The organism is Pseudoalteromonas sp. SR44-8 (assembly GCF_014163635.1).
Lineage (GTDB): Bacteria > Pseudomonadota > Gammaproteobacteria > Enterobacterales > Alteromonadaceae > Pseudoalteromonas > Pseudoalteromonas rhizosphaerae.
Window position 1 is genome coordinate 24,362 of the sequence record NZ_JACJDS010000033.1, and the last position, 13,567, is coordinate 37,928.

Annotated in this window: 11 protein-coding genes and 1 tRNA gene; 9 read left to right on the forward strand and 3 right to left on the reverse strand. The window is 40.7% G+C overall.

Annotated elements, in window-relative coordinates; translation table 11 throughout:
* The first annotated feature begins 6 nt into the window (after window positions 1-6).
* The 5 genes from hflX (at window position 7) to H5183_RS15950 (ending at window position 5,750) form a co-directional block, all read left to right on the forward strand.
* Complete coding sequence (gene hflX / locus H5183_RS15930) at window positions 7-1,290, forward strand: ribosome rescue GTPase HflX (RefSeq protein WP_149980498.1); 1,284 nt, start codon at window positions 7-9, stop codon at window positions 1,288-1,290.
* Between the two features lie 106 nt (window positions 1,291-1,396).
* Window positions 1,397-2,563: an FtsH protease activity modulator HflK gene (hflK, locus tag H5183_RS15935; RefSeq protein ID WP_145238104.1), complete on the forward strand. Its 1,167-nt coding sequence runs from the start codon at window positions 1,397-1,399 to the stop codon at window positions 2,561-2,563.
* A gap of 5 nt (window positions 2,564-2,568) precedes the next feature.
* The gene (gene hflC / locus H5183_RS15940) at window positions 2,569-3,447 is read left to right on the forward strand and encodes a protease modulator HflC (protein ID WP_145238107.1); all 879 of its coding nucleotides are present in this window, start codon (window positions 2,569-2,571) and stop codon (window positions 3,445-3,447) included.
* A gap of 217 nt (window positions 3,448-3,664) precedes the next feature.
* Window positions 3,665-4,978 (forward strand): adenylosuccinate synthase, encoded by a 1,314-nt coding sequence (locus H5183_RS15945; RefSeq protein ID WP_145238109.1) that lies wholly within the window; start codon window positions 3,665-3,667, stop codon window positions 4,976-4,978.
* Window positions 4,979-5,126: 148 nt separating this feature from the next.
* The gene (locus H5183_RS15950; RefSeq protein WP_182732166.1) at window positions 5,127-5,750 is read left to right on the forward strand and encodes a tetratricopeptide repeat protein; all 624 of its coding nucleotides are present in this window, start codon (window positions 5,127-5,129) and stop codon (window positions 5,748-5,750) included.
* 66 nt (window positions 5,751-5,816) lie between these two features.
* Here H5183_RS15950 and H5183_RS15955 read toward each other — a convergent pair whose 3' ends face one another.
* Entirely contained in the window at window positions 5,817-7,679 is a 1,863-nt protein-coding gene (locus tag H5183_RS15955; protein WP_145238113.1) for a sodium:proton antiporter, read from the reverse strand.
* Between the two features lie 919 nt (window positions 7,680-8,598).
* On the opposite strand from H5183_RS15955, the gene proB reads away from it, so the two are divergent.
* Window positions 8,599-9,705 (forward strand): glutamate 5-kinase, encoded by a 1,107-nt coding sequence (proB, locus tag H5183_RS15960; RefSeq protein WP_145238116.1) that lies wholly within the window; start codon window positions 8,599-8,601, stop codon window positions 9,703-9,705.
* Window positions 9,702-10,949, forward strand: coding sequence for a glutamate-5-semialdehyde dehydrogenase (locus tag H5183_RS15965; protein WP_182732167.1), 1,248 nt, complete (start codon window positions 9,702-9,704; stop codon window positions 10,947-10,949). Before proB ends, H5183_RS15965 begins: the two co-directional genes overlap by 4 nt.
* Before the next feature lie 193 nt (window positions 10,950-11,142).
* Here H5183_RS15965 and H5183_RS15970 read toward each other — a convergent pair.
* Window positions 11,143-11,218: transfer RNA gene (locus H5183_RS15970), tRNA-Ala, on the reverse strand.
* Window positions 11,219-11,393: 175 nt separating this feature from the next.
* Between H5183_RS15970 and H5183_RS15975 the strand changes: the two genes are divergently transcribed.
* Window positions 11,394-11,783 carry a hypothetical protein gene (locus tag H5183_RS15975; protein ID WP_145238122.1) on the forward strand — a complete coding sequence of 130 codons (390 nt, stop codon included), beginning with the start codon at window positions 11,394-11,396 and terminating at the stop codon, window positions 11,781-11,783.
* A complete protein-coding gene (locus H5183_RS15980; protein WP_145238125.1) occupies window positions 11,784-12,284 on the forward strand; it encodes a prolyl-tRNA synthetase associated domain-containing protein in 501 nt (166 codons plus the stop codon).
* On the opposite strand, the gene H5183_RS15985 is transcribed toward H5183_RS15980, so the two are convergent.
* Window positions 12,251-13,393, reverse strand: a complete 1,143-nt coding sequence (locus H5183_RS15985) for an MFS transporter (RefSeq protein WP_145238127.1) — start codon at window positions 13,391-13,393, stop codon at window positions 12,251-12,253. The genes H5183_RS15980 and H5183_RS15985 overlap by 34 nt on opposite strands.
* Window positions 13,394-13,567: the final 174 nt, after the last annotated feature.

The window sequence follows — 13,567 nt, forward strand, 5'->3', positions numbered from 1 at the left end:
TAATGTTTGTTTGACCGTTATGAAGCCGGCGAACAGGCAGTCTTAGTTCATATCGACTTTCCAAAAGAAGGGGATCGTGAAGATCTTCATGAATTGGAAATGTTGGTATCTTCTGCTGGTGTTAGCAGTTTGGCGGTTGTGCAAGGCAGCCGTCAAGCACCACATCCGAAACTATTCGTCGGTACCGGAAAGGCTGAAGAAATCGCTGAGATTGTCAAAATCCACAACGCAGATGTCGTCATTTTTAATCATCAACTCAGACCGTCACAGGAACGCAATTTAGAACGCGTTTGCCAATGTCGTGTGCTTGATAGAACGACGCTTATTCTTGATATTTTTGCGCAACGTGCACGTACCCATGAAGGTAAGTTGCAGGTTGAGCTAGCACAATTGCGTCATATGTCGACGCGTTTGATCCGAGGCTGGACGCATCTTGAACGCCAAAAAGGCGGGATCGGTTTGCGCGGGCCTGGTGAAACTCAGCTAGAAACAGATCGACGTTTATTGCGAGTTCGTATTCAAAGTATTCGCGCGCGTTTAGAGAAAGTGGCAGTGCAGCGTGAGCAAGGTAGACGTGCTCGTAACCGCAATGAAATTCCTACGGTGTCGTTGGTAGGGTATACCAATGCGGGTAAGTCGACGCTATTTAATCGCATTACTAACTCTAATGTGTATGCTGCTGATCAACTGTTCGCGACGCTTGATCCAACTTTACGCAAACTCGAAATAGAAGATGTTGGTTCGATAATTTTAGCCGATACCGTTGGCTTTATTCGTCATTTACCCCATGACTTAGTTGCCGCATTTAAAGCGACGCTAACCGAAACTCGTGAAGCTGATTTACAACTTCATGTGGTCGATGTTGCGGATCATCGTCGTAAAGAGAATATTGAACAGGTACAATCGGTTCTTAAAGAAATAGAAGCTGATGAAGTGCCGCAATTGTTGGTTTACAACAAAATTGATGCGCTTGAAGATATTGAACCACGTATTGACCGTGACGATGAAGGCATGCCTATTAGAGTATGGTTGTCGGCACACAGTGGCGCAGGGTGTGAACTATTGTCTGAAGCTATCAGCGAGCTGTTAGCAAAGAAAATGTTTGTTCATACGCTTAAATTAGCTCCGCAATATGGTCGTTTACGTGCTGCGTTGTTCAATTTAAATGCCGTGCATCAAGAAGACTTTGATGAACAGGGTCATTGGTTACTTGCTACTCGACTGCCTATGGTAGAATGGAATCGTTTAAGAAAAGAGTTTGGTCCTGAAATCGACGCTTTTATTTCGTAATTCGAAAAAACTACTGCACAATGTCATTTTTAGTATGAGAACTGCGGTATTTTTGTTAGATTTAACGTAATTACCTAAATTATTTAGATAACAATGGAGTATAGCTATGGCCTGGAATGAACCGGGTAATAATGGCAATGACAAAGATCCGTGGAACAAAAAAGGCGGACGTGATCAAGGCCCACCTGACTTAGACGAGGTGTTTCGTAAATTCAGCAGCAAGTTTGGTGGCTTATTTGGCGGTAATAAATCCGGCAATGGCGGCGGCGGACTTGGTGGAGCTGGTCTTTCATTTGTACTGATCATTGCTGCAATTGTATGGGCATTGAGCGGTATTTATACCGTGAAAGAAGCAGAGCGCGGCATCGTTTTACATTTTGGTCAATTTGACCGCATTGCAGATCCAGGTCTGCGTTGGAAAATGACGTTTATTGAAACGGTAATTCCGGTAGATATTGAAGCCGTTCGCTCATTATCGACGTCTGGTTTTATGCTCACTGAAGATGAAAACGTGGTAAGCGTTGAGTTTCAGGTGCAATACCGTGTAATTGACCCTTTCCTATACAAATTTAGTGTAACTAATGCTGATTCTAGCTTAGAAGAAGCGCTAGAGAGTGCACTGCGTTATGTTGTTGGTCATTCAAAAATGGACCAAGTCTTAACAAATGGCCGTGAGGTTGTGCGTCAAAATACCTGGGATGAACTGAATAAAATCATCGAACCGTATAACTTAGGCTTGATCGTAACTGACGTTAACTTTAAAGACTCACGCCCACCGGCTGAAGTTAAAGACGCGTTTGATGATGCCATTGCCGCACAAGAAGATGAACAACGTTTTATTCGTGAAGCTGAAGCATACGCGCGTGAAATTGAGCCACGTGCTCGTGGTCAAGTTACCCGTATGACGCAAGAAGCTGAAGGTTACGGCGAGCGCATTATTTTAGAAGCACAAGGTGAAGTCGCGCGTTTTGAAAAGCTATTACCTGAATATCAGGCTGCTAAGCGTGTAACCCGTGAGCGTTTATATATTGATGCCATGGAAGAAGTGCTAGGTAACAGTTCAAAAGTGTTAGTTGATGTTAAGGGCGGCAATAATATGATGTATTTACCGCTTGATAAAATCATGGATAAGCAAGGGAACGCAACCCGTGTTGCATTACCTAGCTCAAGTGATATTAACGACTTACGCAATAAAGTTAATACATCGCGCAATAGCACTGTGAACTCAAGTTCAGACCGCTTTGGTGCTGATCGCTTTAACGACGGGAGATAAGCGCAATGAAAAACTTTAGTTTAGTTATATTACTAGCGGCCGTTGTGTTGTCTTTTTCGTCAGTGTTCGTAGTACCTGAAGGGCAAAAAGCAATTGTTATGCTATTCAGCAAAGTGCAAAAAGACAGTGATGATAAAGCAATTGTTTATGGTCCTGGCTTACAATTCAAAGTACCTTTCTTTAGTCAAGTACGTCGTATTGATGCGCGTATTCAGACATTAGATGGTGCACCGGATCGTTTTGTTACTAGCGAGAAAAAAGACTTAATAGTTGATTCGTTTGTAAAATGGCGTGTTAGTGATTTTAGTGCTTTTTACTTACGTGCCCGTGGTGATAAGCAATACGCTGAAGCACTACTTAAGCAAAAAGTAAATAATGGTCTACGTACTAACTTTGGTTCACGTACTATCCGTGAGATTGTTTCCGGTGAACGTAGCGAGTTAATGGAAGAAGCATTAGTTCAAGCTTCTGAAAGTGCTCAAGAGCTAGGTATTGAAGTACTTGATGTACGTGTTAAGCAAATCAATTTACCGTCAGAAGTGAGTAATTCGATTTACCAACGTATGCGTGCAGAGCGTACTGCTGTTGCTAAAGAGCATCGCTCTGAAGGTCAAGAAAAAGCCGAAACGATTCGTGCTGACATTGACCGTCGTGTCACAGTAATGCTGGCTGATGCTGAGCGTAATGCCCGTACCGTTCGCGGTGAAGGCGATGCAAAAGCTGCGGCTATTTATGCCAATGCGTACAATAAAGATGCTGAATTCTTTGGTTTTGTACGTTCATTAGAGGCCTATAAAAAGACCTTTAAAGATAAGCAAGACGTAATGGTATTATCACCAGACAGTGACTTCTTTAGATATATGAAAGGTGCTGCAGCGCAGTAATCTTTTTCTAAATCTAGCACAAATCCAAACCCTGTGTATGCAGGGTTTTTCTTTTAGTAAGATGAATTTTTATGAGTAACTTAATGTTATTCAACCAGTTAATTTTTATTGCAAAGGTCGTTGTACGACTGCGCAGAAAAAATAACCTAAACGGGGGTGATCTTTCCCCTCATTATCTGGTAAAATCTCGTCCTAATTTTTTCTAAGTGAATTTACAATGGGTAAAAACGTTGTTGTATTAGGCACCCAATGGGGTGACGAAGGTAAGGGTAAGGTAGTTGACCTCCTTACAGACAAAGCATCTTTAGTAGTTCGTTACCAAGGTGGCCATAACGCTGGTCATACACTGGTAATCGAAGGTGAAAAGACAGTTTTACACCTTATTCCATCGGGTGTATTACGTGACAATGTTAAGTGTGTGATTGGTAATGGTGTTGTTGTTTCACCAGAAGCGCTAATGAAAGAGATTGGCATGCTTGAAGAACGTGGCGTACCAGTACGTGAACGTTTATTGATCAGTGAAGCATGTCCGCTTATTTTGCCTTTCCACATCGCATTAGATGTAGCTCGTGAAAAAGCACGTGGTAATAAAGCGATTGGTACAACAGGTCGCGGCATAGGTCCTGCTTATGAAGATAAAGTAGCCCGTCGTGGTTTGCGTATCGGTGACTTATTCAACCCTGAATTATTCGCTGCGAAGCTTAAAGAAGTATTGGAATACCATAACTTCACTTTAGTAAATTATTACAAAGTAGATGCGGTAGATTTCCAACAGACGTTTGATGATGCAATGGCTGTTGCAGATATCCTTAAAGCAATGGTTGTTGACGTAACTGAGTTACTTGATCAAACGCGTTTAGCGGGCGACAACATCTTGTTTGAAGGCGCGCAAGGTACATTACTTGATATCGATCACGGTACTTATCCATATGTAACGTCTTCAAATACCACTGCCGGTGGCGTTGCTACAGGTGCTGGTTTTGGTCCGTTAAATCTTGATTATGTACTAGGTATTATCAAAGCTTACACCACGCGTGTTGGTTCTGGTCCTTTCCCTACCGAGCTTTACGACGGTTTAGAAAAACAAGACCCAGTTGGTAAGCACTTAGGTACCGTAGGTCATGAGTTTGGTGCAACGACTGGTCGCTTACGTCGTACTGGTTGGTTAGATGCTGTGGCTATGCGCCGTGCAGTACAAATTAACTCTATCTCAGGTTTTTGTTTAACTAAACTAGACGTGTTAGATGGTCTAGAAACACTAAAAATCTGTACTGGTTATCAGTTAGAAGATGGCACTATCACTAATGTGACGCCACTTGCTGCTGAAGGTTATGATAAAGTAACGCCAGTTTATGAAGAGATGCCTGGTTGGACTGAAAATACAGTGGGTGCTACTACTGTTGAGCAGCTACCAAAAGCGGCACTTGATTACATCAAACGCATTGAAGAAATCACCGGTGTACCTGTTGATATTATTTCTACAGGTCCTGACCGTGTAGAAACTATGGTATTACGCAGTCCGTTTGCATAATTACTAATAGTACTAAAAAAGCTGCCTTGTGCAGCTTTTTTTGTGTCTGGGGATAGTGTTTATAATAAATAAGCTATTTATAAATTTCATTATGGAACGATCTTTGTATAAACTTTAGCAAGATGGTTTTTAATTTAAAGTGACCTAAATGCGTTTGTTAACTTGTTTATCATTAGTGCCGTTATCGTTTTTGCTGGCAAGCCACGCCAAGTCTGAAGAGACCATAGCTGCCGTGCCACTATATACAGAAACTGAGCTGCTTGCTTTGATCAATAGTAATACACATCTTGCGCGTGTAAAGGCAGATGACTGCCAGTTAGTACAAGATATCGAAGCACGAGCCAATAAAATGGCACTGCCTTCTTATCAATTTTTATATGGCGATATGCTGGCGTATGCGGTGTGTGTTGATCGTAATGTAGAGCTTGGTGTGTATTATATGCGTCAAGCAGCGCAGCAAGGCTTAGCGGCGGCATTAGAGCAACTCGGGCGATACTATGACACGGGTCGATTAGTGCAAAAGGATAAAGCGCTTGCTGTGACTTACCTACGTGAAGCTTCATCACAAGGTAATTTAAAAGCACAATTGCGGTTAGTTAATTTATTTAATCAAGGCTATGGCAGTCCACGTGATTACGAAGACGCATATCGTTGGCTATTTCATAGTATGGTTGCAGATAAAGCAACCCATAAAAATATTGAACGCTCGCTAGCCCAATTAGCGCAAAAAATGCCCGATAGTGTTGTCGCGCGAGCACGCTTGCCGATGTAGGTATGAGCTGATCAGTTAGCAAGTTGAAAGTAAAAGGGCTAGGTGTGATACCTAGCCCTTTTCGTTTTACTCTTTTATTTCTTTCGGTTCTTTGTTTTTGCCATTATTAGGATCTTTCAATACCGACATTTTTGGTGGCAGCATCGCGACGACACGTTCACCTTCTTGCGGCGGTTTTTCCATATTAATAGTAAACGGACGCAGTTTGATAGGGCTATCATCATCACTGTCTTTGTCACCATTGAGGATGAATAACGGAATTGCATCGCTGTTCATCTCTTGGTATTTGCCCCAGTTAAACTCTTCAGAAATTCGCGTTACACTGACCTTGCCGCCTTTGGCAATTAAGCTACTTAAACGTGCATAAGAGCCGCTGTCACCAAACAAAATTTGCCGAGATAGAAACGTCGCGCTGTCTTTGTTTGCTTTGGCGTGAGAGGTAGAAGAACGCAATGAAAAGACGTTCTTTTCATTCAATAAATGTGAAAAATACTGCACGCCTAGCGCGTTATGATGGCGGTTTGGCGAAAGCGCCATTACGCTGCGTAGAGTTGTCAGGGGTAAGTAACGTTCAGCATGTTCTGATTGCGGGTTACCATAATAACAAGGCAGCCCATCCATACGTGCCATGCGGCAGTTTTCCCAAGCTGGATCTGATAAGTGTACTTGAATATTTTGCTCTTTTAGCCCACAAGCAATGGCACGAGCGACATGGTTTGCACCAATGATCAAAATAGTATTAGGTGAAGGCTGACGAACACCTAATAGCTTCGCAATCGGAATCGCAGTTAAGCTTTGCAGAACTACTGTGATAATGATAACGGTAAAAATCAGTGGCACCATTTTCTCGGCGTCAGCAACACCAGCTTCCATCATACTAATAGCAAAAACAGAGCCTACCGCTGCTGCGACAATACCGCGCGGAGCAATCCACGCGAGTACTAAGCGAGATTTAATTGGTAGCTCAGTGCCGAAAGTGGAGATCGCAATACACAATGGGCGAGCGATAAATAATACGATAGCCAAAAAGATAAACACATCGGCATCAAGCATCATTAAATCAGCTAATTCTAAACGCGCAGCAAGCAAAATGAATAAGGTTGAAATTAAGATCATAGACAGATCTTCTTTAAACTCTAAAACAGAATCAATTTCTAAATCGTCTTGGTTCGCTAACCAAATACCAAATACAGTAACCGCTAATAGACCTGACTCATGGCTCAAATGATTTGAGACTGTAAAGCTAATAAGTACCAGAGCTAAGATGCCGAATTTATGTAATTCAAATGGTAGCCATTCGCGGCGGATCAGTAACGTTGTAAGCCAACCTGCGACCACACCAATAGATAAACCGACTCCTAAGGTTTTAAACAAGGCGATTACGGTATGGATAAACACTTCACCTTGACCAACTAGCATTACCGCTTCAAATACTAAAACCGCAAATAAAGCACCAATTGGGTCAATAACAATGCCCTCCCAGCGTAGTATGCGATCAATGTCTTGGGTTGGCCGCATTGAGTTTAATAGCGGTGCAATAACTGTTGGGCCAGTAACAACCAATACCGCACCGAGCACCGCTGCTACACGCCAGTTGAGTTCTAAAATCCAATAGGCACTGAGGCTTATCACTATACAAGTCGTAATCATGCCAATAGAGCACAAGTTACGGACTACCTTGCCAATACCTTTGAGCTCTCGAAAGTGTAGAGTTAAAGAACCTTCAAATAAGATCACCGCAACACTGAGCGAGACCACAGGGAAGAGTAAATCACCAAGCAGTGCATCTGGATCAAGTAAACCCGTAGCAGGGCCAAGTAACAGGCCGGTAAGTAACAAAAATAAAATAGCTGGGACACGAAAACCCCATGCTATCCATTGGGCGAGAACCGAACATAGAGCGATCCCTGCGATATAAATAGCTGACATAGATGAAGTATTCCTTATTTATTACAACAGTTAGGAGTAAACCTTTCGATACTTATAATACAGGGGTATACACGTGTATGTTAATTTTTCCTAATAGAATTTTAGCTGTTTACGAACTTATTTGTAGAAGAAATGATAATTTATTGGTTTTGAAATATTTGAAACAAATTAAACTCTGTTTAACTAACTGAATCTTATAGACTTTAAAATTTATTAGCTGCAATAGTAAGCCGAGTGAATAAAATATAGTCTTGATCTTTAGGCTAAAAGTAGCGTAATATAGTTAGTGTTCAAACAATTAGTCATCTAATTAGTTACTTGTTAGGTCTAAGCGAATACATATAGTTATTTTTAAGTTGCTTTAAATTACAACAACTTAGATTGAGGTCACTATATTTATATGCTTAAAAATCAATTTGTTAATTGTTTTGAATGCAGTTTGTACAATTTTACTCATTTTTAGTAATTAGTTAATTTGAACATAAATTACATTTTATTGTGATTCATATTGTTTGAGTTGAACTGTTACTTACTCAATATTTGACACCCATCGTGGTGAGCAAATCTCGGTCCTTGAGTCATCACCCTATCTGTTGGTGTACCAGACTTTAGAGGCTCTATGTATGTTGTTAATAAAAAAGCTTCACACAGCTTTTTACAGCGATGCATAAACAACACTTTTTATTTACTTTATAACTGTTCAGTCTTAATGATTGAGCCAAAGTTATGCTATATCTAACGCACTTTGTTAATTAACTAAGTGAGCGTTTCCGGCTGAGTATTAAAAAGTGATGGCTAAAGAAAGTGAGCAAAAGCAAGTGCAAATTGTTAACTCGTAACCTAGGTAAACACTAGGTGGTTGTTTTCAGATTTATCCAAACTAGGGTAAGTCACAGTTAAAATGGAAAGTTGAACATTTATGCAAAAGTTAAATTGGCGACGTATCGTATTAAAAGTAGGTAGCGCATTGATTGCACCTGATCAAGATGGTTGTCGCTCACGCTATTTATTAACCATCGCTCAGTTTATTGTTCGTTGTCGTAGTCAAGGAATTGAAGTTATTTTAGTTTCGTCAGGCTCAGTTGCCGCTGGCGCGCATTTATTTCCGAAGACACAAGAGCGCACTGTGGCAATGAAAAAAGCCATGGCAGCAGCAGGGCAAACCGAAATGATGGCTATGTGGGACCGCTTTTTTGATTTCCCATCGGCGCAGATTTTATTAACTCATGGTGACTTACGTGACCGTGAGCGTTATGAGAGTATTAGAGAAACTGTTTTCACTTTGTTGGATCATGGTGTGCTGCCAATCATGAATGAAAATGATACGGTGACAACTGATGATTTAAAAGTCGGTGATAATGATAACTTATCGGCAATGGTCGCTGCAGCAGCTGATGCTGATGCATTGATGATTTTTTCAGATGTGGATGGGCTTTATGATAAAAACCCTAATCTGCACGATGATGCAATATTACTGCCTGAAATTAAATCAATTGATGAATCAATCTATGCTATGGCAGGATCTGCTACCAGTGCGGTTGGTACAGGTGGTATGAAAACTAAAATTGAAGCAGCTGAAAAAGCGACTTCACATGGTATTACTACTTATATAATTAATGGTTTTAAAGAGCAGACATTTACAAAACTGCTGGAAGGTGAGAACCCAGGTACTATTTTCTTACCATACGAAAAACCGATGCAAGAAGCTGTTCACTGGATGACTCATACTGCAAGTGAGCAAGGTGAAGTCGTTGTCGCAGGTTCATACGATGAATCTTTAGAAGGTGAAACTGGCTGTATCCGTGGCGATGAAATTGTCGCAGTGCATGGTGAGTTTGCAATTGGCGATACCATTTTGGTACGTAGCAGCGACGGCACTCGATTAGCCAAAGCAACTGCAAATTACAGTAGTTGTTTATTGAATTTTATAGCTGATAACGAACAAAGCGAATTTAGCGACAAGATGCAAGATTCGATTGGTCCCGTTATTTCAGAGAAAGATATCGCATTATTGGAGAAGTCATGAGTTTAATTACAGATATTTCACGTCAGGCAGCAAAAGCGGCACATCAGTTAGCCTTACTCGATACCGAGACTAAAAATCAGGTGCTACTGGATATGGCTGCAGCATTACGCCAACAAAAAGCATTTATTATTAAAGAGAACGAAAGTGATTTAGCCGCAGCCCGTGATAACAATCTAGCAGCCGCTATGATTGACCGTTTAACGCTTAATGACGAACGTATTGAAGCGATGGCTGAAGGCATTGAAGTGATTGTAAGCCTTGATGATCCGGTGGGTCAATTACGCGATATTACTGAACGTCCTAACGGGATTAAAATTCGTAAAATGCGCGTACCACTTGGTGTGGTATGTATGATTTATGAAGCGCGTCCAAATGTAACCGCTGATGCTGGAGCGTTATGCTTCAAATCAGGTAATGGGGTTATTTTACGTGGTGGTAAAGAGGCGCTTAAAAGCTCGCAAGCAATTGCTAGTGTTATGCATCAAGTATTAGAGCAGCATAATTTACCGGCAGCGTTAATCTCCGTTATTCCAGATCCAGACCGCGGATTATTAATGGAATTGATGCAGCAACGTGACAGCATTGACTTAATTATTCCACGCGGCGGCGAAGGGCTAATTAACTTTGTAACAGATAACAGTACAATTCCTGTGATCCAGCATTTTAAAGGTGTATGTCATTTATACGTAGATAAAGACGCTGACTTAGAAGTGGCGATTAACTTGCTACTGAACGGTAAAACTCAGCGTACTGGCGTATGTAATGCATTAGAAGGACTTGTCGTTCATCAGGATGTTGCAGATGAGTTTTTAAATTTATGTGCTGTTGTATTACGCCAAGAAGGTGTAAAAATAAATGCAGATAGCCAAGCCGCACAATATTTTGATGATGCAACAGTGCTTGCGCCAGAGGAATTTGGCGAAGAATATTTAGATTTAGAAATCGCGATTCGTGTAGTACCAGATTTTGCTGGTGCAATTGAGCATATTGCGCAATTTGGTTCACACCATACGGAAGTTATTTGCACTAAAAACCAAGCCGCGGCTGAATTGTTCCAGCGCAGTGTTGATGCCTCAGTAGTGATGGTTAATACCTCATCACGCTTCTCTGATGGTTCACAGTTAGGTTTAGGTGCAGAGATTGGTATCGCAACGTCAAAACTACACGCTTACGGTCCAATGGGCTTAGAATCATTAACGACGGAGAAATACCTCGTCAATGGTGTAGGTCAAATTCGCGAATAATTGGTAGTCGAATAACCAAATTAAAATGCCGAGTTTATGCTCGGCATTTTTGATCGTAAATACCATGCAGCGCACAACTGATAGCTAAAAAATAACTAACATAAAATAAACAGTTTTTTGATTAAAATGACAAAGATTTAAAAATTGAATTTGGCATGAGAGCCATAGTGATAAAAATTGAAGAGTAGGAAAGTGGTGGAGCTAAGCAGGATCGAACTGCTGACCTCCTGCGTGCAAGGCAGGCGCTCTCCCAGCTGAGCTATAGCCCCACATTCCTAAAGTTACAAATTTCGTAACCTACTTGAGGTTCCGTTTCAAGCGGGACGAACTTTAATGAGATTTCTAAATTTGGTCAAGTATTATTTATATATTTTTTGAATTTTTACGCAAACAATGAATTTTTGGTAGACTAACGGTCACTGGATAACAGGAATGATACTAATAATGAAAAAATACGCGTTGATGTTACTCGTTTTACTCTGTGGTTGTGCTAGCCAAAGTGATGAGCCGCCTTTTGAAATTAATAATAAACAGTTACACACTAAATTAGATGAGCAAGGTAATAAGATTTTTGCTTATGTGGTATCGGTTAAAGCCAATAGTCGCGCAAATTTAAACTTAGATCGACCACTGACACGCCAGCAATTTAAAAACTTTGCAGAGCAAGAATATTTTGAAGAATCAAATAGCTTAAAATTAGAATTAGAAGATCAAGCCGTGCACTTATTAAAACAAGAGTTGCATGACAAAAAATATTGTCGCAACGATAAATATGAGATAAATGAAGTATTGTGGCGAGATTTAAGTGTACGCTTGATGGGGCGTTGTTTATAAATGTTAGCGGATAAAAGTAAATTAGCGGCGCTGTTAGCGCATTTAAATATCAATTATGACGTTATCGAACACCCTGCATTACATAGTAGTCTTGCTGCAGATGAATTAATGGTGGAACGGCCCGGAACGCGATTAAAAAACTTATTTTTGCGTGATAACGAAGGTAAAAAGCATTTTTTGGTGATCACCGCACATGACAAGCAGTTAGACTTAAAATCACTGGCTAAATATCAAGGCTTGTCACGCTTAGGGTTTGCCTCTGATGAGCGCTTAGCACGCTTTTTAAAAGTCGCACCTGGATGTGTATCTATGCTTGCTCTGATGAATGATAAGCAAAATGATGTCACTTTATGGCTTGACCAAGACATATGGTTTGGTGATCTATTTCATTGTCATCCATTTGAGAACACCCAAACATGGTTATTAAAAAAAGCCGATTTAGACGCTTTTTTTGCCACCACAGGGCATCAGCCTAAAGTGGTTTTTTTACCCGCTAGATAAGCCGAACTTACTAAAATTAATCCGCATATACAGACTAATAATAACGAGGCCATAAATGCGATATGGCCAAGTTGTTGATATACCAAGCCTGGTACAAAAGAGCCTAAAGCCCCGCCACTATAATAAAACGACACATAAGCACCATTAGTGACACTCGGTGGTGCACTGCTTATTTTATTAACCAGTGGCGCTGCGGTTGAATGAATAATAAACATCGCGCCGCAAAAACCAGTGAATGCCAGTAAAAAAATCACTAATTGTGAGCTCATCAAAAATACTAGTGTAGTGCTGTAAAAAGCAAATATAGCAGACAATAAATGCCACGGTGAAATACTCTTTTTTAATAACCAAGGAGTCGCAATAGAGGCGAGGGCGCCAATCAAGTAACCGCTATAAACTAAGCCAATATCACGGGTATTAGTAATTAAAAAAGTGTCTTGTAAAATGAACGGTAAATAATTTAATAACGCAGCAAAGCAAAAAAACATACAAAACACCGCACCATATAATTTTAATACCGCAGCATTCGCGAGCTGTTTTAAATAATTTAATGGGGAAAGAGTGCTGTTAACAATGGCTGTTTGATTACGTGGAATACTCAGTGCAAAGCTAATTAAACCTGCGGCAATAACAAAATAGAAGCTTTGCCAAGTCCATAAATCAGCAAAAATAGCCGCTAACACTCGGCCAAAGTAACCCCCAGCAATTGTACTGCCAATATAGAAGGTCATATTCTTTTGCAAACTATCAGCTTGATAAGTGCTGCCTATGTAAGTGGTCATTGCGGTGAGTGCGGCAGGCAAGGTTAAACCTTGTAAAAATCGTAGTAACAGTAATAACTCAAAACTGGGGGCATAGGCAAAAGCAACACAGGTAACAGCTAGTACTAGCATCGCGTAGCGAAGAATTGTTAAAGGGTTACGTTTAGCTAGTAATAAGCCGTATACCAAAGGAGCAATCGCCAAAGGGAGCATAGTTGCCGTCATCAAGCTACCTGCGGTTGCAGGACTAACTGAAAATTGCTCTGCAAATAAGCTTAATAATGGCTGCGGTGCATAGAGCACAAAAAAGATAAACAGCGAGCAAACTAATAAATGACCGAAACGCATTTTATTGGCCCTACTACAAAAAACACAGCTTAACCTGATTGATATTAAATTCAACCTCAACGCGTTCTTTAAGTGGTTACTTTTATTCTAGAAATAAGTATTTATTGCGCTAAATCAGGTTTTCAATCACAACACTTTGCTAGATTAATGGCCACAGCACTATGATTTGTTTTA